Source organism: Wolbachia endosymbiont (group B) of Parapoynx stratiotata (assembly GCF_947250635.1).
Classification (GTDB): domain Bacteria; phylum Pseudomonadota; class Alphaproteobacteria; order Rickettsiales; family Anaplasmataceae; genus Wolbachia.
Genome location: NZ_OX366335.1, coordinates 435,825 through 457,668, shown reverse-complemented (window position 1 = coordinate 457,668; position 21,844 = coordinate 435,825). Strand labels below are relative to the sequence as shown.

The 21,844-nt window shown below is 33.7% G+C and carries 22 protein-coding genes; 12 read left to right on the top strand and 10 right to left on the bottom strand.

The features are described from left to right. Positions 1–63 precede the first annotated feature (63 nt). Positions 64–435, bottom strand: a complete 372-nt coding sequence (locus OOT12_RS02080) for a glutaredoxin (protein ID WP_006015443.1) — start codon at positions 433–435, stop codon at positions 64–66. Between the two features lie 68 nt (positions 436–503). On the opposite strand from OOT12_RS02080, the gene ribF reads away from it, so the two are divergent. The 4 genes from ribF to OOT12_RS02060 are packed head-to-tail and all read left to right on the top strand — an operon-like array spanning position 504 to position 4,550. After that, positions 504–1,427 carry a riboflavin biosynthesis protein RibF gene (gene ribF, locus OOT12_RS02075; RefSeq protein WP_264374940.1) on the top strand — a complete coding sequence of 308 codons (924 nt, stop codon included), beginning with the start codon at positions 504–506 and terminating at the stop codon, positions 1,425–1,427. Between the two features lie 4 nt (positions 1,428–1,431). Further along, positions 1,432–1,908 carry a signal peptidase II gene (gene lspA, locus OOT12_RS02070; protein ID WP_007301940.1) on the top strand — a complete coding sequence of 159 codons (477 nt, stop codon included), beginning with the start codon at positions 1,432–1,434 and terminating at the stop codon, positions 1,906–1,908. A gap of 4 nt (positions 1,909–1,912) precedes the next feature. After that, positions 1,913–3,241, top strand: coding sequence for a M16 family metallopeptidase (locus OOT12_RS02065; protein ID WP_264685351.1), 1,329 nt, complete (start codon positions 1,913–1,915; stop codon positions 3,239–3,241). Continuing rightward, positions 3,228–4,550, top strand: a complete 1,323-nt coding sequence (locus OOT12_RS02060) for a M16 family metallopeptidase (RefSeq protein WP_264374942.1) — start codon at positions 3,228–3,230, stop codon at positions 4,548–4,550. Before OOT12_RS02065 ends, OOT12_RS02060 begins: the two co-directional genes overlap by 14 nt. Here the strand turns inward: OOT12_RS02060 and purN are convergent. After that, positions 4,544–5,110, bottom strand: a complete 567-nt coding sequence (gene purN, locus OOT12_RS02055; protein WP_264374943.1) for a phosphoribosylglycinamide formyltransferase — start codon at positions 5,108–5,110, stop codon at positions 4,544–4,546. The two genes, OOT12_RS02060 and purN, sit on opposite strands and share 7 nt — an antisense overlap. Before the next feature lie 266 nt (positions 5,111–5,376). Here purN and OOT12_RS02050 point away from each other — a divergent pair, with 266 nt between their 5' ends. Then, on the top strand, positions 5,377–5,793 hold the full coding sequence (locus OOT12_RS02050; RefSeq protein ID WP_007301944.1) for a hypothetical protein: 417 nt from the start codon (positions 5,377–5,379) through the stop codon (positions 5,791–5,793). On the opposite strand, the gene OOT12_RS02045 is transcribed toward OOT12_RS02050, so the two are convergent. After that, positions 5,786–6,307 (bottom strand): Na+/H+ antiporter subunit E, encoded by a 522-nt coding sequence (locus OOT12_RS02045; RefSeq protein WP_264374944.1) that lies wholly within the window; start codon positions 6,305–6,307, stop codon positions 5,786–5,788. The genes OOT12_RS02050 and OOT12_RS02045 overlap by 8 nt on opposite strands. 103 nt (positions 6,308–6,410) lie before the next feature. Between OOT12_RS02045 and OOT12_RS02040 the strand changes: the two genes are divergently transcribed. From OOT12_RS02040 to lgt, 3 genes are all read left to right on the top strand, one after another. Continuing rightward, positions 6,411–7,031, top strand: coding sequence for an ankyrin repeat domain-containing protein (locus tag OOT12_RS02040; protein WP_264374945.1), 621 nt, complete (start codon positions 6,411–6,413; stop codon positions 7,029–7,031). Between the two features lie 88 nt (positions 7,032–7,119). Continuing rightward, positions 7,120–7,569 (top strand): SsrA-binding protein SmpB, encoded by a 450-nt coding sequence (smpB, locus tag OOT12_RS02035; RefSeq protein ID WP_015587785.1) that lies wholly within the window; start codon positions 7,120–7,122, stop codon positions 7,567–7,569. Positions 7,570–7,575: 6 nt separating this feature from the next. Further along, the gene (lgt, locus tag OOT12_RS02030) at positions 7,576–8,367 is read left to right on the top strand and encodes a prolipoprotein diacylglyceryl transferase (protein ID WP_264374946.1); all 792 of its coding nucleotides are present in this window, start codon (positions 7,576–7,578) and stop codon (positions 8,365–8,367) included. Positions 8,368–8,581: 214 nt separating this feature from the next. On the opposite strand, the gene OOT12_RS02025 is transcribed toward lgt, so the two are convergent. From OOT12_RS02025 to OOT12_RS02005, 5 genes are all read right to left on the bottom strand, one after another. Then, entirely contained in the window at positions 8,582–9,124 is a 543-nt protein-coding gene (locus tag OOT12_RS02025; protein WP_264374947.1) for a hypothetical protein, read from the bottom strand. Between the two features lie 84 nt (positions 9,125–9,208). Beyond that, a complete protein-coding gene (locus OOT12_RS02020; protein ID WP_264374948.1) occupies positions 9,209–9,736 on the bottom strand; it encodes a phospholipase D family nuclease in 528 nt (175 codons plus the stop codon). 40 nt (positions 9,737–9,776) lie between these two features. Beyond that, complete coding sequence (locus OOT12_RS02015) at positions 9,777–11,264, bottom strand: UbiD family decarboxylase (RefSeq protein ID WP_264374949.1); 1,488 nt, start codon at positions 11,262–11,264, stop codon at positions 9,777–9,779. A 47-nt stretch (positions 11,265–11,311) separates the two neighbouring features. After that, positions 11,312–13,195, bottom strand: coding sequence for a DUF3857 domain-containing protein (locus OOT12_RS02010; RefSeq protein WP_264374950.1), 1,884 nt, complete (start codon positions 13,193–13,195; stop codon positions 11,312–11,314). Between the two features lie 24 nt (positions 13,196–13,219). Further along, entirely contained in the window at positions 13,220–13,363 is a 144-nt protein-coding gene (locus OOT12_RS02005) for a hypothetical protein (protein WP_264374951.1), read from the bottom strand. Between the two features lie 222 nt (positions 13,364–13,585). Between OOT12_RS02005 and OOT12_RS02000 the strand changes: the two genes are divergently transcribed. The 3 genes from OOT12_RS02000 (at position 13,586) to OOT12_RS01990 (ending at position 16,391) form a co-directional block, all read left to right on the top strand. After that, positions 13,586–14,326, top strand: coding sequence for a DsbA family protein (locus tag OOT12_RS02000; RefSeq protein WP_264685350.1), 741 nt, complete (start codon positions 13,586–13,588; stop codon positions 14,324–14,326). Positions 14,327–14,517: 191 nt separating this feature from the next. Then, positions 14,518–15,744, top strand: a complete 1,227-nt coding sequence (locus OOT12_RS01995) for an OTU domain-containing protein (protein ID WP_264374953.1) — start codon at positions 14,518–14,520, stop codon at positions 15,742–15,744. 53 nt (positions 15,745–15,797) lie between these two features. Next, positions 15,798–16,391, top strand: a complete 594-nt coding sequence (locus OOT12_RS01990; RefSeq protein WP_264376292.1) for a TIGR02217 family protein — start codon at positions 15,798–15,800, stop codon at positions 16,389–16,391. Between the two features lie 73 nt (positions 16,392–16,464). Here the strand turns inward: OOT12_RS01990 and OOT12_RS01985 are convergent, their stop codons facing one another. Together OOT12_RS01985 and OOT12_RS01980 are read right to left on the bottom strand one after the other, a co-directional pair. Further along, the gene (locus OOT12_RS01985) at positions 16,465–17,238 is read right to left on the bottom strand and encodes a hypothetical protein (RefSeq protein ID WP_213863778.1); all 774 of its coding nucleotides are present in this window, start codon (positions 17,236–17,238) and stop codon (positions 16,465–16,467) included. 179 nt (positions 17,239–17,417) lie between these two features. Next, on the bottom strand, positions 17,418–20,087 hold the full coding sequence (locus tag OOT12_RS01980; protein WP_264374954.1) for a 2-oxoglutarate dehydrogenase E1 component: 2,670 nt from the start codon (positions 20,085–20,087) through the stop codon (positions 17,418–17,420). A gap of 385 nt (positions 20,088–20,472) precedes the next feature. On the opposite strand from OOT12_RS01980, the gene OOT12_RS01975 reads away from it, so the two are divergent. Further along, the gene (locus tag OOT12_RS01975) at positions 20,473–21,840 is read left to right on the top strand and encodes a hypothetical protein (protein WP_264685349.1); all 1,368 of its coding nucleotides are present in this window, start codon (positions 20,473–20,475) and stop codon (positions 21,838–21,840) included. Positions 21,841–21,844: the final 4 nt, after the last annotated feature.

The following is a 21,844-nucleotide window of genomic DNA, read 5'->3' as shown; positions in this document are numbered from 1 at the left end:
TGTATTTTTAATTCATTAAAAATTGTTTAAAGTGGGTATGCCAGCAACAGTAAGACAAAAAAATCACATAAAATCTTCATTATGTATTATATTACATCCCTCGTGTTCATCACTGCCGCTTGTGTAAGCTGTTGCATTAATGCTATCTTCATTGTTATTTAACATATTATCCAACTTTCCTTCTTTTTCAAGGTCCATCAATTTGTCACATCCAGCAATATGATGTACATAATCACCATTTTCATCAGTAATAAAAATTTGTGGAACTGTCCTGACGTTATATTTTGATTTTATACCGTCAAACAAATCCGAGTTTCTAAGTACATCAATTTCTTCGTATTTCACACCTTTTTCATCCAATAACTCTTTTGCTTTCTTGCAGAATGGGCAATACTTCTTCACATATATTACAACTTTTCCTTTAGTGTTTTTCATGATTTATCTCCATAGTTTATAAAATACAACTATTATATATAAAAAATATATATAAAATATCAAATTGTATGAAAATTATTTACAACTGTGAGCAAGGGATAAAAGATAATGTGGCACTAACTTTCGGAAATTTCGATGGCGTTCATTTAGGACATAAGTTTGCAATTTCCAATCTAAAGAAGGTAGCACAAGAAAGAGGATTACCCTCTGCAGTTTTAACTTTTGAGCCTCACCCATCAACTGTTTTATTTAGTAGGAACAATTTTAGGTTAATAGATCAAGAACAAAAAAAGGAACTAATCAGCAGCTATGGTATAGATTACTTGTATATTATTAATTTTAGTAGAGGTTTTTCTGAGGTTAGCTGCGATGACTTTATTGGTAAGATTTTGGTAAAGAAGTATGGTGCTAAACATATAACTGTTGGAGAAAGTTGTACTTTTGGTCACAAACGATTGGGTAACATATTAACTCTAGAAAAATATTCTCAGATGTATGAATATTCTTTAACTAAATTAGAGCCATTGATAATCGATAGAAAAATTTGCTCTTCTTCCTCAATCAGGGAGTGTTTACAAAAAGGAGAAATAGAAATTGCTAATAAATTGCTTGGTAGGTCTTATCAAGTTTCTGGTATTGTAACAAAAGGTGCATGTAGAGGTAGAGAAATAGGGTTTCCAACCATAAACATTCCGATAGAAGATTACATGATAAAACCTAAGCTTGGTACATATTACGCCAAAGTTGCATTTTCTGAAAATAGTTCAAGTTGGCTATATGGAGTAGTCAACATTGGTATGAGACCTACATTTAAGGACTTAAAAAAACCTATAGTAGAAATGCATATATTTGACTTCAACGAAAATGTATACAATTTTAAGGTTGATATACAACTTTTAAAATTTATTAGGGCAGAAAAAAAATTCCATAGTATTAACGAGTTAACAAAACAGATAGATCGTGATATAATGAAGGCTTACCAGTTAAGATAAATTTATGAAAAGGATATGTTTAGTTATTATATTGATTATAGTATCATTCGATCAAACAAGTAAATTGTATATAAACTCTTTGATTGATGAGGGGGAGTCAATCGAGATTACTAGTTTTATGAAATTAGTTGAAGTTTGGAATTCAGGAATTAGCTTTGGAATGTGTAGTACTCTGCCGCATGGCAGCTTCTTTTTTTCAGCATGTTCAATATTAATAATTGGTATACTTGCATACTTGATATATAAATCTAATGATAAGTCAATTTACCTTAGTTTTTCTCTGATGATTGGTGGAGCGATCGGAAATGTAATTGATAGAATCTATTGGGGAGCTGTATATGACTTCATATATTTTCATATCAATGATTGGTATTGGCCAGCCTTTAATTTAGCAGATCTATCTATAGTTTGTGGAATGTGTACATTGTTATATAAGTGGTATATATATGATAGGTCTATCTCTAAGCAAAATGAGGAATGAAATAATGCTTCGCAAATTCTTTAGTTTTTTTATACTATCTGTGTTTTTTTTCATTTGTCCGATTTCTTTGGAAGCTGAAATCATAAAGCATGCTAAGCTCAGTAACGGATTGGATGTTTATGTAGTACCTAATCACCGAATTCCAGCTGTTTTTCATGCAATAATATATAAAGTTGGGGGAATGGATGACCCAATTGGCAAAGCAGGCTTGGCTCACTACTTTGAACACTTAATGTTTGAAACTACAGGAAAATTTAAAGACATAGAATCCACTTTGGGCAGCATTGGGGCCCAATTTAATGCTTTTACCACTAAAGAATACACCTGCTACTACGAATTAGTTCTCAAAAAAGATTTACCACTAGCAATGGAAATTGAAGCAGATAGAATGGGCAATTTTGATGTTACTCAAGACAAAATAAATAGAGAAAAAAATATCGTATTAGAAGAAAGAAAGATGAGATTTGATAATAATCCTGAAGCTTTACTATGGGAGGAAATGAACAGTGCATTTTATCGTAATGGCTATGGTAGGTCTGTTATTGGTTGGGAGAGCGATATTAAAACTTACAATCAAGATGACATAACAAGGTTTCATGATAACTATTATCATCCAGGTAATGCTATACTGCTCGTTGTTGGTGATGTAGAATTTGAAGAAGTAGCGGGATTAGCAAAGGAAAAATATGGTGCAATTAAAGCTGAGCCTGTAGTTAAGCATTATCCGAACCAAGATTCAATACATAATGCAGATATATCGGTAATTTTAGAAAGCACTGAAGTAAAAGAGCCAGTTTTATACTTTCGCTATAGTGTTCCTTTATTTGAGCAAATAAGTGAAACTTTTCCTGTTGATTTGGCAGTTGATGTTTTGGGGAATGGCAAGTCTAGTAAGCTATATAAAGATTTAGTTCTAGATAAGAATGTAGCAGTAGAAGTGTTTGCTTATTATAATAGCTTAGCTTTTAGTAATGGTTACATTGAGATTCGGGTAACTCCAAAAAGCGGGGTGAATTTGGATGCTGTTGCAAGAGAGTTAGAAAATTCTATTAATCACTTTAACTCTGAAGGAATAACAAGTGAAGAGTTGCAAAGTACAAAGTCTAAATACAAAGCAGCACAGCTTGATAGTCTATCTGATTTAACTAATATAGCAATGTTTTATATACCACGTCTAGCACTAGGTATTCCACTTGATGAAATAGACATTTCATATAGCAAAATTAATGATGTCAATCTAGAGGATGTAAATAATAAAGTTCACGCTATCTTTTCTACTAATAAATTAGTTGGTCGTTTGCTACCAAAAGGAGGTAATAATGAAGATAAGTAAATATGTATTTCTATTTTTTTTCTGTCTAGGCTTTAATTTGCAAGCAAGCAGTCACTTAAATATAGAGGAGGTTACTACTAATAAAGGGCTTAAGTTTTTATTTGTTGAAAATTTCGATTTACCAAAAGTTTCACTCAATATATCGTTCAAAGATGCAGGCTACGCACACGAAAACGCGGAAAAACATGGGCTTGCTTGGTTTACTTCTCTTGTAATTCAAGAAGGAGCAGGAAAAAATGATGCCAAAGATTTTGCGAAAAAGCTTGAGGATAAAGGAATTAGTTTAAATTTTATTGCTAATTTAGAAGCATTTAGGGTTTCATTAAATACTTTATCTGAGAATCTAGAGGATGCAATTTCACTACTGAGTGATGCTATAATGCGCCCTAAAGTTGATCCTGAGGGATTAAATAGAGTATTCGAAAAAGTCAAAGTAAACTTTAATAATTTTGAAAAAGACCCTTATTTTATTGCTGCAAAAGAGTTAGATACATTGTTGTTCAAAAAACATCCTTACTCAAGAGATCCATATGGAACTCTAGACACTATAATGAACATTACTAGAGATGATGTTTTAACATACATAAAGCGTAGTTTTACTAAGGATAATATCGTTATTAGTGTTGTTGGTTGTGCAACAAAAGAAGAAGTTAGTGGATTGCTAGATAAGTATTTATCTAAATTACCATCAAAAAGATCAAAAGTTAGAAAGATACCTGTAAAAAATGAATTTGGGCCTGCAGAAAGTAAGAGCGTTTTTATGGATATACCACAGAGTGTAATATTTTTTGCTCAAAAAGGCATAGCATATGAAGACCCTAATTACTATAATGCTAGTGTTTTGATTAATGCGCTTGGTGGTATGAGTCTAAACTCAATACTGATGAAAGAGTTGAGACAAAATCTAGGTATTACTTATGGTATTAGTGCACGTAATGTTACCAATAAACATGGAAATGTTATATTTGGGTTTATGAGCACCGATAGCTCTACTGTTAGCAAAGCTATATCAGCAGTAAAAGATACATTTAGCAGAATAAAAAAGGAAGGAATTGACGAACAATTATTCAAGGATGCAAAAACCAGTTTAGTAAATAACCTTATCTTCTCTTTTCTATCCAATAATGCGAATACAGCAACGTTGCTAGATAGTATGCAGATAGAGGATCGTGATGTTAACAGTATAAATAATTATAAAAATACCATTAATAATATTAAATTAGAGGAAGTAAACGAACTGGCAAGTTCTTTACTGGAACCTGAAAATTTATTCTTTGTTGAAGTTGGAAGAAACGCTCAAGGTCAATAATTAATACTTTCTGCTATTGATTTTACTGCTTCCACATAACACTTGTGCTCTTCAGCTAGAATGCGCTCTGAGAGACTGTGAACATCATCATTTGGTAATACTGGAACAGTAGCTTGAGCGATTATGGCTCCAGCATCAATTTCAGGAGTAACATAATGCACAGTACATCCTGTAATTTTTACACCCGCTTTCAGAGCTTGCTCCTGAGCATTTAGGCCCTTAAATGACGGAAGTAAAGAGGGATGAATATTTATAACTTTGTTATGCCATTTATTCAGGAAATTGGCCTTTATAATTCTCATAAACCCTGCAAGGCAAATTAAATCAACCTTATGTTGAACAAGTATTTCATGAATTTTATCAGTATCAAGTGGCTTATCTTCAACAACAAACGCTGAAACTCCTGCTTGCTTTGCTATTTTAAGGCCTCCAGCTTCACTATTATTTGTGATAACACACACAGTTTCAGCAGGGAAATTCTGATCTTGACATGCTTCTATTAAAGCCTGCATGTTTGATCCTCTACCTGAAATTATTATTCCGAGTTTTATCTTTTTCATTTTAGTGCAGCCGTAAGAATGGATATTAATAAAATAGCTCAAAAGGAAAGTTTATTTTAGAATAAATACTATTGTGTAGCAATATTTTACACTGCTGGATAATATGGAATTAAAGAAATCATTCAGTTTGAAGTAACTTTAACATTTAATTTTAGGAATATTATACAATTTATGGTAAATAAATGCATATTTTTATGGCTGCGTTATTATTTATTTAACAAAGTATTAGTATAATTTACTACACTGAATTAAATGGAGAAAATTCAATGAATAAATTACCAAGCAATGCAAAAACAAGCAAGTCTCAGGTTACTCAGTGGGAGGTAATAAAAAATTGTGAATATTCTGATAATTGTTTATCAAAAGTAGTAACTTTATACGTCATTAAAATGGCAGAATTATCAGATATTTATACGAGTAATGAACCTGAAATTAATACTATACTTACAAGAATAAGCATAACAAGTGAAAATGCATTTTTAAATAAGGTTGTTGATATTGAAATTATGGAGGGCATTTTTCCGTACAAATTCAACAGCAAGAAGAAAAATAACATATCAAGGCTAGAAGATTTGTACAATTATTTATGTTCTACTGTTATTGATAGCCTTCCAAAAGAAATGCTTGAAAGCCTAAGAAGAGAATACAGAGACGCTGTTAACTTATTTAAAGCAATTACTTAACTAGGTGTAGCATTTTTAAGACTTTACCTTCTATTTCAGAAATGCCACTTTCAAGATCTTTATCTATCAAGCATATGGTAGATAAATATGTTTTCTGCTTCTTTTCAACATTGATAGTTAAAGTTCCAGGAGTAATCGTAACCGAGTTAGCAAATAATGCAATGGTCTTATCATTATGTCCTATGCATTCTCTTACAATAACAATTGGCTCAACTGTAGATTTGAATCGTAGCACCTTTTTTGTTACATAAATACTTGACAAAATAATTTGGTACATTAGCCAAGGCATATAACTTATAAGCTGATAAAGTGACAGCCTACCACTATCATTTAGAATTTGACTAAGGGCACTTTCAGCATCAATTAACCTTTTAAAGATAATCAATGTGAACACAGAAGAAAATACTCCACAGAGAATAAAAAAAGGCTCAAAATAACCAGACAATGTAATCCATAGAGAAGACAAAATCACAAATGATAGAGAAAAAAACTTAATATTTTGCCTGACTTTCATGATTTGGAGTATAACTTAAATGATTTTTTAGGAAAATAAAAAGTTCTTGATTTTTGTGTCAAAGAACATAATAACCAAGTTATTTTAATAAGTGGTGGAGATTATGACGCTTGATGATTTTCTAAAAATGCTTGAAGAAATAAATGATACTTCAGGTTTAAGCAAGAACAACATAGTTGAACGAATAAAAATAAAATTAGAAAGAATTGATTTACGGAGGTGGGAAGATAGTGGATTTAATATCAATCATATATTCACTACACATAGTGATCTAGATCCTGTAGAAACTACATTGTTGCATTTTGCTGCTAAGAGTGGCTATGAGAACATAGTAATAGCTCTAATTGAATATGGAGCATATGTTGATGCATGGGACAGCGATGGATGCACTCCTTTACATTTTGCTGCTGAATGGAACCACAAAGGCATATTAGATATTTTAATTGAAAGTAGAGCAAATGTTAATGCGTGCGACAATGATGGATATACTCCCTTACACTTTGCTGCTGAAGGTGGTAATGAAAATATAGTAAGAACTCTAATTGAACACGGAGCATATGTTGATGCGCAGAATAATAATGGACAAACTCCTTTGCATCTTGTTACTGAATGGGGTTGTAAAGATGTGATAAGTTCTTTGTCAGGTAATGCTAGTCCTAGGGCTGAAATGGCAGTAGGAAGAGTGGAACAAATTACACTTGCAGGAAGATTGGAGCTTTTTTAACCAAACTTGCATTTACTGAGATAATTGTTTTGTTATGAATTAAACCAAAAGTTCTGTAATATATTGAAGCTTAAAGATATCTTTAGATATGGAAGTTATTGCAGAAAATAGAAAAGCAAGGTTTGAATACTTTATCTTAGAAGAATTTGAAGCAGGTATGATCCTCTTAAGTAGTGAAGTGAAATCACTAAGGGAAAGAAAAGCAAACATTTCTGATGCTTACGTTACTGAAAAAAAAGGTGAAATATGGCTAAACAATATGCATATTGCAGAGTATAAAGCTGCGAACCAAAAGAATCACAAGCCAAAAAGAGAACGTAAATTGCTTTTGCATAAAAAAGAGATAAATAAGCTGATTGGTCAAATCAAAACCTCTGGAATAACTGTTGTGCCACTTTCTATCTATTTTAATGATAAAGGGTTGGCAAAAACTAAAATTGCTATTGTTAAAGGAAAAAAACTCTACGATAAGAGAGCAACCATAAAGCAGAGAGAGTGGGACCGTGAGAAAAGTAGATTGTCTAAGAATAATTTGTAGTAAAATATGTCTTTAAGTCCAATTATTTTTAGCATCGGTCCTGTTTCTATATATTGGTATTCTTTAGCATATGTTTTTGGTATAGTTTTTGCATATTGGTATTTACATAAGCTAGACAATCAAAAAATATTTACTAAGAATTTTTACGATTCGTTATTAACAACTACTATTATAGGCGTTATTCTTGGGGGCAGGCTTGGCTACGTGTTGATATATGATCCAGTTTTTTATATAAGCAGCCCTATTGAGATATTAAAGACCTGGGAAGGAGGAATGTCATTTCATGGTGGTGCTATAGGAGTTTTGCTTGCAGTAATAATCTCCTGTAGAAGACATAACATTCCTATATTTTACACACTGGATCTAATTTCTTGTGGAGTTCCGATAGGTTTGTTCCTAGGTCGCATAGGTAATTTTATAAATGGAGAGTTATTTGGCAGAGTTACAACTATGCAATGGGGTATGGTATTTCCAGAAAGTGGTGATAATTTATTGCGCCATCCAAGCCAACTTTATGAGGCATTTTTTGAAGGAGCGCTACTTTTCGTAGTTGTAAATTCACTATTTTTCTTGAACAAAATGAGATTGTATTATGGTGCAACAACTGGAGTTGCAGTTATGTGGTATGGAATAGCACGTTTTGTGGTTGAATTTTTCCGCGAGCCAGACTATCAAATTGGCTATTTATGGTTCAATTTAACTATGGGACAATTTCTTTCTATACCTATGATTTTGCTGGGAATGCTTATATATTTAGGTGCGTTGAGCTTAAGATTTAATACGAAATCTGTTCAATAGAGAAAAGGTAAGTTTAATCGAAAAATATAGTGGAAGTTTATTTATTCCATACTATGTACAATTATGTGAATTTTTTGTCTTGCAGAGAATAAATGTAAGACCAGCAAACCTTCGTTGTATAGATATAAGAAAAACTTAGTAGCTACTTACCAAATTCATTACTAAGTAGATATTCATTTTCCACCAGAATATTCCTGATTGAGAAGCTACTTTATTAAAACATATTTTTAAATTTTTGCCAAAACCCTGGTTGATTATCATTAACCTTTGTGAAGGCTATGTTTAAACTGTATCTCGGATCATTTGGCATATCATATCTAATATTCAGTATTGAAAATTTGTTTTTATTATGAACAGAAACATCGTCATATGATAACTTTGTCGTGTAGTACTTTATATGTTTTTGCTTATCATATACTATATCACCTGATTCACCTTCTAGTTCTACAAATTTAGTTTTTTTCTGACATTCTTTTATTTTTATTAGATCCTCGTTTAGTGATATTGAAACCGGTAGTGTATTCCCAGCATACTCTTTAGCTAAAAGCTCACTTTGAGGATACATTTTTATTTCCCTTCCAAAATGTGAGTCTATAAAATTATTGCTCCAAAATTTGTCTCCAGAATGTACATATTCGTCAGTAGCATACGGTACACCACCATAATTGCATTGAACTTTGTAATCTCCAACACCATTATTTTGAAAAAAATCATGAATGGCAGCGTAACTATCAGCAGCATCATTTATGTAATCCATTACCTACCCCTTAAAACCTTTTAATTTATTATCTCACAAGAAATTACATCTATCAATAAAAAGACTTTTTTTGATATCAAGTATCTAGGGAGCATATTGATAGGATTGTGACATTCGTATTTCCCAGTTCTTCACATACTGCTGGACTAATTCAGGATAATTTTCAATAATTAATAAATTTTCAGCGTTTCCCTTTTCAGCTGTCTTACTGAGGTTAAACGATCCTGTGATGACTTTTTGATTATCAACAATTATTACCTTATTATGAGCAATTTTTGGCTTATTATCGATCCAAATCGGTATTCCATTTGAAAACAATTCGCTTATGACACTATATTTTGAATGGAGTTGTGATTTATCTAAAATGACTTTAACATCAACACCACGCTCTTTGGCGTTAATCAAAGATTTTGCAACTGTTCCAAGAGTAAATGTATATTCTTGAACTAAGATAGATTCTTTAGATTGGTCTATCTCGCTGATTATCGGTACAGCACAGTCTTGTTCAGGTGAGAAGCAAACTGTTGCTTTTGGGCAAGGCGAGAATGTAGGACCCACATAGTAATACAGAGAAAAACATGCCGACAAAAATAAAAGATATAAAAGCCTCACAAACCACACCTAAATACACGGCGGTAGTCTACATCATAGTTTAATCATCTGTCAACCCATATTCCTTCCACTTCTCTGTAACTTTCTTTATTATTTCCTCGCTCATTTCAATTTTTCTTCCCCATTCTCGTTTGGTTTCAGGTGGAAGTTTGTTTGTTGCATCAAACCCTATTTTACCTCCGAGACCACTTTCAGGAGAAGCGAAGTCTAAATAATCAATTGGAGCATTCTCTATCATGATTGTATCACGTACAGGGTCCATTCTTGTTGAAACTGCCCACATTACTTCCTTCCAATCACGTACATTTATATCATCATCAACAACTATAATAAATTTGGTGTATAAGAACTGTTTGAGAAAAGCGAGTATGCCCATAATAATTCTTTTTGCATGCCCTGGATAAGCCTTTTTTATCGACACTACCGCTATTCTATATGAACAACCTTCTGGGGGCAGATAAAAATCTACTATCTCCGGAAACTGATTGATGAGAATCGGCACAAAGATTTCGTTGAGTGCTTCACCAAGAATTGATGGTTCATCAGGTGGTTTGCCAGTAAAAGTGCTGAGATAAATTGGATCTTTGCGCATTGTAATTGCAGTGATGTTAAACTCAGGAAACTGTTCAACAGCATTATAGTAACCGGTATGGTCTCCATATGGCCCTTCATCTTGGTAATTATCCAAACTTACATATCCTTCCAAAACAATTTCTGCATGAGCTGGAACCTGAAGAGGAATAGTTTTACAATTTACAAGCTCAAGTGTTTTTTTTCGCAGCAGCCCGGCAAATTGGTATTCTGATAAAGTCTCCGGCACCGGAGTTACCGCAGCAATAATCGTTGCAGGATCGCTACCAATCACAGCAGCCGCAGGAAACTTCATATTTTGCCCCCTCTCCTTCCACCGTTTATGGTGACCTGCACCACCACGATGTGCAAGCCAGCGCATGAGAGTCGTTTTTTTATTCACAACCTGCATACGATATATTCCAAGATTGAAATTATCTTGCTTGTCTGCTGTTGGTCCTTTTGTTACCACAAGTGGCCAAGTGATAAGCGGTGCAGGCTCGTTTGGCCAGCATGTCTGAATAGGTAGCAAACTAAGATCCACCTTATCCCCAGTTAGCACCAGCTCTTGACATGGGGCTTTGCTCACAACTTTGCTCCGCATCGACAATACAACTTTTAGTAGAGGAAACATTTTCACAGCATCTTTGAAGGTTTTTGGCGGCTCAGGTGATCGCAAAAATGCTAGAAGTTTACCCAGATCCCTTAATTCATCAGAATTTATACCAAGTCCGAATGCAATTCTCTCAATAGTACCAAATAAATTCACTAAAACGGGAATTGAATTTTTGCCATTTTCTGTGACAACATTTTCAAAGATGATAGCTGGTCCCTTGTTTGACAAAACCCTACGATGAATTTCTGTCATTTCAAGAATAGTTGAAACTTCTTTTTTAATTCTAATTAGATCTTTTTTTTCTTCTAATGCTCTGATGAAGTCGCGTAAGTTATTGTACATATTTTAAAAATTTTAAGCCTTTTAAGAAGTGCTTTTCCCAGCACAACTCATTCACTTATTATTATAGAGGCTCTAGAAAAATTATTCTCCAATTCGCTTTTTAAGTTTTTATATTCAGCAGTCTTTAATTCTTCATTGGTAATAAAGCTTTTCTTTATGGTTATTAAATTGCTAAATTCGGTTCCATCATTTTTATATTTACAGAACCTATTTACATATAACCAAGGAGAATCTATTTCAAAATTCAAATTTTCACAGTTTTTAATTTTGATATCTTTTATTATCATATGGCTTTCCTTAGTTTTAGGAACACCAATAAAAAGGTCTGACACTTGGTCAGAAGCTGTATTGACAACATCATTAAGCCAATTATCTCCTAAATTCAAAGCTGGCCCTAAATTTGTCTTAAAAATCTTATTTTTTTGCTGAAACTCATATTTAATTGTCAGATCCTCTACATTACGCAAGGTAAGGTCAGGCAATTCTAAGAACTTCTTTTCTTCTTCATCAAGATATACTCCACTAATCATACGAAAAACAGAATCTCTTAATTGCTCATCTGAATAATATAATCCAACACCTGTTAAGCCTAAGGCTGCTTCCCCTTGCACGGTAAGCTGGCCATATTCATTTACAACGTTATCTTCTATAGTTAATTCACTATGGGATATCACTTTTGAATTTTCACCTTGTACAGCAGGAATCTTTATGTAATCTGCTTCCTCAGAATCGAGTACTAGAGCGTTCCTATCAGCAATGTCTGGAAAAATACCCCGTGCCATACTGACGGTATTAGTTGGATCGATCCAATATATTTTTCCATCTCTATTTGTTACTTTGAGCATCACATGATTAAAATTACCCATATTAGGTAATGCTTCAGGATTAGAAGTGCTAGTAGTTCCTCTCATAACTAAAATAGGTTGAACTTTATAACCAAGTTTTTGCAGAATAGCAGCCGTGCTAGCAGAAAAGTCTTTGCAATCCCCGACTTGAGAATCAGCAATTTTCTCCAAATCTCTCGGAAAAAATTTTCCTGACACTGTACGCCAGTCTCCCATGTACTGAACTTTTTCATTCAATAAAGAAGTGACTGCATTAATTTTCTCCTCATCGGTACTCTCATTGTCAGCAAATTCTGCTATAGCTTCAAAAGTTGCAGGAAGCGGCTGATTGATAACGCTATGATATCCAGGAGCTAATTTTTTAGCTAAATCCTCCCATTCAGATAAGCTTGAAAGTGATACCCAAGTGTTGTGTTTTATGTTCAATATTCCATTATGTGGTTCATTTGTTGTGTTTTCATAAACTGCTTTCTTTAAAGCAATGCTTATAGAGTGTATATCATCATTTTTTTCCTCAGCGATTTCTAATACTTCTCTTGGATCATTAACTTTAATCTCCAGGGGTAATTCAGAATTGATTTTAGTATTTTCTGCTTGTAAATAATCCCCATGATAAGAAAAGCTCAAGCCATAAAAATTATCAACAGGAACCTTTTTGTTAACTTGTTTATACCTTAAATATACTTCTGTACCAATTTCTATTTTAGGAAACGATATAGTTACTTGCCTTAGCTGATCGAAGCCTTTACTAGGACTAGCTAGCGGTTTATCCTCTATCATGTCTTCAGTGACTATATATTCCTCTCCGTTATAAGCTGTTTTAGCTTCTAAAACAGTCAAATCTGCACTATCATCATTGTAGATTAAACTATACAGAGAAAATCTATCACGCCCAGACTCCTTGAGTATTTTTGCTTGTAGTTCTACTTCCGTTTCGTAGGTACCATCTCTATTAACATTAATGTTAACATTAGAAAACTTAACCTCAACAGAAGCATCTTCGTACTTGCTCCACCTTGCTTCAGCTATAGTAGACATGAAAAATACTAGTAACGCTAAGTTAAAGAGAGTTTTTAAAAATTTCATTATGTACCTACACTTATTGAACCATTAAATCCATGCAATTTTGTTCACAGTGTAAACAGGAATAAACTCAGCAGATTGAGAAAGAAGCTTATTTTCTAGAATGGCTATTTCTTTCTCTCTACCAATTATTGGTTCGCTCATATAATTTACCGCCGTGTTTGTCAGCATTATATGCGGCGGTTATAAAATAATCAACTTTTTTACCGCCGCGGTTACAATTGTTATACGTGGCGGCAAGGATTGCTTAAATCTCAAATGCCTTATTATACACAAGTTTTCGTTACTTAATATCACCAGATTCTCTGATATAACATATATAAAGTTTGCATTTCTTGATAAAAATGTTTTAACATTGAGCATTTCTTTAATTTGTATTCTTTAAGTAAGTGTATGTCTAAAATACCATTTTTATTGATTTTTATACTTGCAGTAGCAAGTTTACCAGTAATAAACAATTGGCTTTCACACCGCAGTCAGAACTTAAATGATGATTATATAGGTGAGAGATTGGATAATTACATCAGTAAAAATTTTGATAGAGTTCTAAAAGCTCTCCAGGAAGAGTCAGCTAAAAATAGTTATGCTAATGCAACCAAAAATAAAATTTCTCAGCATAAAAATGAAATATTCGACTCCACTTATCCTTACTCAGGAAATGAAAATAGCAATATCATAGCTGTAGGTTTTTTTGACTATTCTTGTGGATATTGCAAAGCTATAAAGAACGATGTAAAACAATTGATCAATGATGGCAAAATTAAGTATATCTTTAGGGATGCTCCAATACTTGGTAACAATTCTTTAAAGGCAGCAAAAGGTGCTTTAGCAACTTATTTTATCGATAAAGAAAAGTACTTAGATTTTCACTATGCTGCACTAGATCACAGAGGAGAATTTTCAGACAAAACTATATTAGGTATAGTGAAAAATATAGGGGTTAACGAGAACGATTTTAATAACTATATGAAAAATAATGCAGACAAAATTGAGCAAATGATAAACAACAGCAAACTTTTAGTAAGGGATTTGGGAGTAGGCGGTACACCTTTTTTGATAATAGGAGATAGTCTTTTTGTAGGAAAAACTGATTTGAATATATTACGCAAAAAAGTGAATGAGTTAAAAGATTAATAAATTTCCTGCTTGACAGCATAAGAGAGTTTAAGTATAGTTAAGATATACTAAGTAACAATATGTATATGCTACATATTAGTTCAAGAAGAATAGGTGATGTTTGCTTGCAACACAGCACGACCTTAAGTAATAAGCCTTCCTAGGCTGGTTAATCTATTAAAATACAATTATTATTTTGGAGTTATAACATGAGAGATTCTAACTATGTAAGAGAGCCAATTGCTCTTTTTCAAAAAATCAAAGAAAATAAAAAATCAAGTGATTTATTGCATAATCTAAAGAGCGCTTATCCTGAAAAACTAAAAATCGGGGCTGCTATAAAGACAGGGGATTGCTTTTTTGACTCTGTGGCTCAAGGATTGAATGAATTAAACATAAAACCTGATTATCGTTTTACTGCAAAATCATTAAGAAAAGACTGCGCAGATTATGCTAGAGCAAACAAAAAGCCAGATCAGTGGGTTTATAAAGCGGTAATAAGAGATGCCGGAGAGTATTTCGTACCTCAAAAAGATCCGGATGGAGAAGTAATAAGCGAAAATGGACTTAATAAGCAAGACAAGGCGAAGTCTTTTTTCAAATATTTAGAGTATATTACTAATACACATACAGCTGACGCACCTATATGGGGTCGTCCAAACATTGAAGGTAGAATGATATGCGACAAGTACAAAGTGGAACTTTATATTTATTCAATAGAGGAAGATAGTCAAAAAGTTACGGTAACTAAAATTACAGCACATGATGATGATCCAGAAGTTTTTATACAAGATATAAATCTCAATCAACTAGAGATAGATAGTAGCAAAAAAACTGTAGGAGTAGTGAATTACATGAGGCATTTTGTGCCACTCCTAAGTGAAATTTCTGAAGATATAACAGAAAGTCAACCAGTTTCTAATGAAGAAATCTTTGGTGAGGTGAAAGAAGTTCCTGCTTCTGATCAATCAGAGCAAGAAGAACAATATAATATCAGAACTAGCAAATCAGCAATTGTGCAAGATCATGAAACACAAAAAGAGAGAATTAATACCAGCGCTAGTGAGCCAATTCATACAGATACAGTAATTACTATTTCTCATCAACAAGGGCAAGAAACACAACAAGAGGAAATAGAAAAGAAATTAATCAATAGTTACAGAAGCGAAGCTATTTATAGCATAGCTACTGTAATAACAGCTATAGCATTCACAGCATTTGCTACAGTTGCTATTTTTACCCAACCAATTCCTTTAGCATGTCTTGCTGGAGTTGCTTTAGCCATTGCATGTGTTTGTGTATATCAGTTAACGCAGAGTCATCAAGACATTAACGAACTGAAAGGTAAGGTAGGAGAAAACAACACCTTTACTTTTTTAGAAGAAACGGGATTTAAAATTTATAGCCTGATTGATAAAGCAGCTTCAAAAATTTAAGATCTTTCCTACTTCATCTATATCAACTCAACTTTATTTTTACAGGAGGACATATGTCATTTACAGAAATTAGATTTCCAGAAAATATATCTTATGGCTCTACTGGAGGACCTGAATTTTCTACTGACGTTGTAACAACTCATAATGGTTGTGAGCAGCGCAATATCAATTGGTCTCGTGCACGTGCCAGGTATAACATAGCTTATGGAGTTAGGTCAAACGAGCAGCTAACAGAACTCATAACATTTTTTCAGGCACGAAAAGGTAAAGCAATAGGATTTCGTTTTAAGGATTGGTCAGACTTTACCGTTATCAATCAAGAAATTGGCATAGGAGACAATAAAAAAACGATCTTTCAACTGATGAAAACTTACATAAGTGGAAAAGACAAGCATACACGAACTATTAAAAAGCCAGTGCATGATACAATAAAAATTTACCTAGATGGTGAAAAGACAGAAAAATATTCAGTGAATTATTCAACTGGAGAAATAGCATTTATGAAACCACCAGCAAAAGGCAGAATAATTACTGCAAGCTTCGAATTTGATGTACCAGTACGATTTGATACAGATTACCTAAACGCTTCTATTGATAACTATGGCAGCAATAGCTGGAACAATATTCCCTTGGTGGAAGTGAAATAAAGTTAAAGTATGCTCCATAAAAGTTAAGCGATACTGAGGCTCATATTTAAATGAGCCTTGCACATTTTAAAGTCTATCGCCCATTACAATGTTCCACACTCGAAATTTGAGGAAATTCTAATGTAGTGTTTTCTCTTTCTTGTAAAATAGAAAGTTTTAATAATTCTTTTAGAACTAACTTTACAAGTGTTGTACCATTTTCCTTAAAGAGGTAGTCCATCCTATTGGTTTTCTGTATGTGATTGACAAAATTTCTAGCTTCCTCATTAAAAGCCTCGATTGTGTTGATACAAGATAATACTAAATCCGAGCTATTTATTGCTAAAATTCCATTTACGAAAATATCTAATTTTGTTTTATCTTCAGTCAAATCTTCAGCTAACCTATTTCTAATATCATCATTCTCAAACAAAATGTACTCTAGGTACGAAGCAGACTCAATAAGTATAAAGTCTTCTAAAGGTACTGATTCTAAACATTCGTCAATATAAGTAAGTATTCCAAACTCAGTAATACACCCTTCTTTTCTCACAACATAGCACTTAGGAAGACCACGATACATTGATAGCAAAGAAAAAAGACGTATTATACTTGTACCTCTATCTTTCATTTCCTCGAGAAGCTTTCTATCATTTATTAGTTTGTGCAAAATGTAATCCGTAGCAGGACCTGGTTTACGAAAACGAAACATATTATTTTCTGCAAAAATAGCCTCAGCTAATTCGATAGACTTTTTATCCTCATCTATAAAAGCCTTTTTGTCTCTATTTAACCGTATGATTTTAGCCTTGCTATCGCTGCGTAGTCTAGTTTGCCCTATTAGCCTCTCAAATATTTCTGTCTTCATATATATCTTAATATAGTTAATATTAACTATATTAAGAAAAATAAATGAAAATGTTAATAAATATTATACTTTTATAAAAAAATAAAAGTCTTTTTATATTTGTATAAGTATATAAAAGGTTTGATTGTTGTAAGTTATCTAAGTGCTAGAGTCTAATTAATAAGTCTGCTTGAAGCCGCTCAGTGTTTGTACAGTTGTACCTGCGCAACTTGCTTCAAAATTTCTGCTTGTTGCTGAGCATGGATATTAGCATAACCACATGCAGGAGATGCAGCAGCAGGTCTTGCAATGCACTTAGGTCTTTTTGCTTGAGCATTGAGGCCAGACAATACCTCTTCTATCAATGGGTTGACAAAGAACCATCCTCCCATATTTTTTGGTTCCTCTTGACACCATATAATTTCAGCGTTCTTATATTTTTCGAGTTCATTGTTTAGTTTATCGGCCGGGAATGGATAAAATTGTTCTAAACGCACTACTGCTATATCGTTTATTTTTTGTGCTTCAAGCATTTCAATTATGTCGTAATAAACTTTACCACTACATATTACAACTTTACGTATTTTATCACTTGCAACTAAACCTGTTCTACACTCTGGAATTACCGTAAGAAATTTTCCTTCAAAGTCAGAAAGGTTAGAAACTGCGCTTTTATGACGCAATAGTGATTTAGGTGTAAACACCACTAAAGGCTTACGAAAATCTCGATTAATTTGTCGGCGTAAAGCATGAAAATAATTCGCAGGAGTAGAGCAATTAACCACCTGCATATTATCCTCTGCACAGAGCTGCAAAAACCTCTCTATACGAGCAGAACTATGCTCAGGCCCCTGCCCTTCATAACCATGAGGCAAAAGTAGAACTAGACCACTTGACCGCAACCACTTTGTTTCTGCAGATGAGATAAATTGGTCGATCATAATTTGCGCGCCATTTGCAAAATCACCGAACTGCCCTTCCCAGAGCACAAGTGAATAAGGAGAATCAAGGCTATATCCATATTCAAAACCCATCACAGCATACTCAGATAGTGCGCTATCTATAACTTCAAAGCGAGCTTGCTTCTCACTTATGTTGTTCAGTGGAATAAACGTTTCTTCTGTTACTTGATCAACAAGTCTTGAATGACGGTGCGAGAAGGTACCGCGACCAGAATCTTGTCCTGACAAGCGCACTCCTATTCCTTCTTTAAGCAATGACGCGAATGCAAGACTTTCAGCAGTTGCCCAGTCTATGTTGCTACCGGAATTTATACTTTCTATTCTGCCATCAAGTATTCTTCTGACTTTATTATTGAGATTAAAACTACTTGGAATATTGCTATTTATGTGTACACCTAATTTTTTTAGCTCATCTGGTGAAACACCAGAGTCCGTATAATATTCACTCAAATCGTTCAACTTTGCTCTCCTGAGTTTTAACCACACTCCATCAAACCAATCAGCTTTTTTTGGAGTATAAGTCGTTGACTCAGTAAGGCTTTTATCCAATCTTGTTCTAAATTCGCTGCGTAATTTACTTACTTCATCGCTACCTAGCACTTTCTCTGCAGTCAGCTTCTCTTCGTACAGCGTGCCTGGAGTTTTATGCTTTGATATTGCTTTATACATAAGTGGCTGAGTAAAATTTGGCTCATCGCCTTCATTATGGCCATATTTGCGGTAGCATATTATGTCAATCACCACATCCTTTTTAAATTTCTGCACATACTCCATTGCCAAATTCGCAACAAAACTCACAGCTTCTGGATTATCTCCATTAACATGAAATATTGGAGCTTCTATTGATTTTGCTACATCAGTGCAATAAAAAGATGAGCGTGCGCAGGATGGGTTGGCGGTAAAACCAACTTGGTTATTAATAACAATATGCACGATACCACCTACTGTATAACCTTCAATGTTGCTCAAAGTAAGGGTTTCGGCAACCACTCCCTGCCCGATAAAAGCTGCATCACCATGAATTGATATGCCAAGCACAGATCTCGTATTTTGTTTTGCTCTTACTCTTCCAGCTAGAACCGGATTTACCGCCTCAAGGTGAGATGGGTTAGGACATAAACTTAAGTGTATTTTTTTACCACCAGCAAGTGCTCGATCAGAAGAGTAACCAAGGTGATATTTGACATCACCAGACACCTCAAGACCACTTGGATATGCAAGGTTGCCTTGAAATTCAGACAGCATTGCCGCATAATCTTTTCCCATCACTTTGGTTAGAACATTGAGCCGTCCTCGGTGGGCCATACCAAGAACTATTTCTTCAATACCAAAAGCTGCAGAATCACTAATAACTCTTTCAATTGCAACAATGGCTGACTCCCCACCTTCGATAGAAAAACGCTTATATCCAGGAAATTTCATATGGAGAAATTGCTCGAACATCTCAGATTCAATCAAGTGCCTTAGTATTTCTTTTTTATCCTGAGGGCTTAGCGTATAGACCTGATTTTCAATTTTCTCCTGCAGCCAAACTCTTTCCTCATAAGAGGAAATATGCATAAATTCAAAACCGATATTCTTGCAGTAAATATCTCTGTAGATTCTAGTGTCACTTGTAGGAGAAAGATTCAAGTATTTTTGATAATCTATTTCCTTATTTACATGCGGTGATAATGGATTTAAGTCTGCAAAAAAGTGACCATAAAATCTGAAAAAATTTGCTAAATCATCAACATCTACCTTAGCTTCATTCTGTGCTCTGCAGGGTTCTGCTTTATTAACTTCTAAATTGCTCGAAAAAATTCTGTACCAATCTTCTCCAATTGATTTATCGCCTTGCAAGTAACGGCTATAAATTTCTTCCACAAATTCGACATTATCGCCATAAAGGCAGCTTAAATTCGACATAATCACTACAAAAGATATCAAATACTTATAAGTATAACTTAAGTTTTTTAAAAAAGAACTCCTTTAGTTTCTAATTATTAAGTTATACAAACACTGTAATCCGAGTTTTCCAGAAAGGGTGTCATTCTAGACTGACATCTAATCTTTCCATAAATGCTGTATTTCAACATAAAACAACTATACTCATCAACTTGTGCCCAATCATAATTCCTAGATTCCAGTGTTAGCTACTTGTTTTTTGGATTTCTATACTATTGCTGATTATTGAAATTTTTTGCACATTAAGGAATGCAAGCGTTTATGAGTCAGAGGATAAGTCATATAACATTTACTCGGTCTTAATACTTTGAATTTATATTTGAGTAAACGATAAACAGTAATTGGTATGAGTGATCTATTTAAAAGTGACAATTATGATAAAAATCTCAATTCTTTGATAAGAGTCATAAAGCTGAAGGATACAAAAAAAATTAATGAACAATATGATGAAACACTGAAAGATTTATCTCAAGCTCTGAAGAATTTTACAAACAACGCAAAAGATGTAGCCAAATTTGTTATATATAGCGACTTGAATAATTATGTAGAACCTTTGAGCACAAAGCCACTCGGTTTTATTGGAACATTAAAAGGGATATTAGATAGAGTCTTGGGAAAAGATATTCCAACTAATGATAATGACATAAAAAATTTTGTTGGTGATGAATTATCAGGTTTCACTATAGAAAAAGCAGCCGAATACACAAATATTTTAAGTACAATTAATCTATTTAAGAAAGGACTTAAAGAAATTTTAGATTCGAAACAGAGTGGAAAAGGCAATAAAGAACATAAATCATACGAAGTAAGCACGGAAAATAAAACGACATCAAAGCAGAAGGAAGATACTCCTAAGCTGCAAGAAGGAAAACAGCCGGTAGGAAAATTAGTTATGAAGAGAATAAAACGGCCAACAACAGCACCTCCGCCACCTCCTACTGCCTCAAAAAAGGTACACTTTAAACCAGAAATAGAGAATGTATCTCCTGAAGATTCAGGCTATGAAAGTTCATTAAGTGAAGAGTCTGGACATGAGGAAATATCAAATTATCAAGAGAAAAGTAGTAAATCTTCAACAAAAGATTCGGAAGACTCAAAGTTAGCTAAAAAGGAGCCAACTCACAAAACGAAACCTAAGAAAAATGCAGGAACAAGAAGAGGATATAAAAAGAGACAGGCTCCAGAGCCACCAGCGCTAAACGCTACCAATCAAGAAATTAGGCAAGAAACTAAAGAAGATAAATCTGAAATACTGTCAAATCCTAAAAGGCTAGATATTGTTGATCAACAAGTGAGCACGAAACCAATAATAGTAGAAGTGACTTCGCAAAAATCAGCTGAAAGTAAACCAATCCTGAAAAAATCTGCTGATAAAGCAGCATCAGAAGTAAAAGCGGTTATTATAAAAGAAAAAGTAAATAACAAGAAGGACGGTAGAGTAAAGTCAATAGTAGGAAAATTTGAGCAAAATCAAGTTGCTAAGAGCAAAGCCACCCCTGCAACACAAGCAGATATCGGTATGAAGAAAGATCCTGCACCATCGCAAGAAACTGCCTCCCAATCTCACTCATTTCCGGTAGGAAATAAAAAATCTAAAATGAACCCCATAACAGCAAAGTCCGATTCTAAACTTCCGGTTAGTAAAAAACCTCTTCTCACTCATGTTAGTGTAAAGAAAATAGCTGCACGATTTGAAAGCCATGGGAAGAAATAGTTGT

Bases quoted from the DNA above. Each gene is read 5' to 3' on its own strand.
- OOT12_RS02005 (WP_264374951.1), bottom strand. From the start codon at position 13,363: ATGCTGACAAACACGGCGGTAAATTATATGAGCGAACCAATAATTGGT.
- OOT12_RS02015 (WP_264374949.1), bottom strand. From the start codon at position 11,264: ATGTACAATAACTTACGCGACTTCATCAGAGCATTAGAAGAAAAAAAA.
- OOT12_RS02040 (WP_264374945.1), top strand. From the start codon at position 6,411: ATGACGCTTGATGATTTTCTAAAAATGCTTGAAGAAATAAATGATACT.
- lspA (WP_007301940.1), top strand. From the start codon at position 1,432: ATGAAAAGGATATGTTTAGTTATTATATTGATTATAGTATCATTCGAT.
- OOT12_RS01975 (WP_264685349.1), top strand. From the start codon at position 20,473: ATGAGTGATCTATTTAAAAGTGACAATTATGATAAAAATCTCAATTCT.
- OOT12_RS02065 (WP_264685351.1), top strand. From the start codon at position 1,913: ATGCTTCGCAAATTCTTTAGTTTTTTTATACTATCTGTGTTTTTTTTC.
- OOT12_RS02080 (WP_006015443.1), bottom strand. From the start codon at position 435: ATGAAAAACACTAAAGGAAAAGTTGTAATATATGTGAAGAAGTATTGC.
- OOT12_RS02010 (WP_264374950.1), bottom strand. From the start codon at position 13,195: ATGAAATTTTTAAAAACTCTCTTTAACTTAGCGTTACTAGTATTTTTC.
- OOT12_RS02025 (WP_264374947.1), bottom strand. From the start codon at position 9,124: ATGGATTACATAAATGATGCTGCTGATAGTTACGCTGCCATTCATGAT.
- OOT12_RS02060 (WP_264374942.1), top strand. From the start codon at position 3,228: ATGAAGATAAGTAAATATGTATTTCTATTTTTTTTCTGTCTAGGCTTT.
- smpB (WP_015587785.1), top strand. From the start codon at position 7,120: ATGGAAGTTATTGCAGAAAATAGAAAAGCAAGGTTTGAATACTTTATC.
- OOT12_RS02045 (WP_264374944.1), bottom strand. From the start codon at position 6,307: ATGAAAGTCAGGCAAAATATTAAGTTTTTTTCTCTATCATTTGTGATT.
- lgt (WP_264374946.1), top strand. From the start codon at position 7,576: ATGTCTTTAAGTCCAATTATTTTTAGCATCGGTCCTGTTTCTATATAT.
- OOT12_RS01990 (WP_264376292.1), top strand. From the start codon at position 15,798: ATGTCATTTACAGAAATTAGATTTCCAGAAAATATATCTTATGGCTCT.
- ribF (WP_264374940.1), top strand. From the start codon at position 504: ATGAAAATTATTTACAACTGTGAGCAAGGGATAAAAGATAATGTGGCA.
- OOT12_RS02050 (WP_007301944.1), top strand. From the start codon at position 5,377: ATGAATAAATTACCAAGCAATGCAAAAACAAGCAAGTCTCAGGTTACT.
- purN (WP_264374943.1), bottom strand. From the start codon at position 5,110: ATGAAAAAGATAAAACTCGGAATAATAATTTCAGGTAGAGGATCAAAC.
- OOT12_RS01995 (WP_264374953.1), top strand. From the start codon at position 14,518: ATGAGAGATTCTAACTATGTAAGAGAGCCAATTGCTCTTTTTCAAAAA.
- OOT12_RS02000 (WP_264685350.1), top strand. From the start codon at position 13,586: ATGTCTAAAATACCATTTTTATTGATTTTTATACTTGCAGTAGCAAGT.
- OOT12_RS01980 (WP_264374954.1), bottom strand. From the start codon at position 20,087: ATGTCGAATTTAAGCTGCCTTTATGGCGATAATGTCGAATTTGTGGAA.
- OOT12_RS01985 (WP_213863778.1), bottom strand. From the start codon at position 17,238: ATGAAGACAGAAATATTTGAGAGGCTAATAGGGCAAACTAGACTACGC.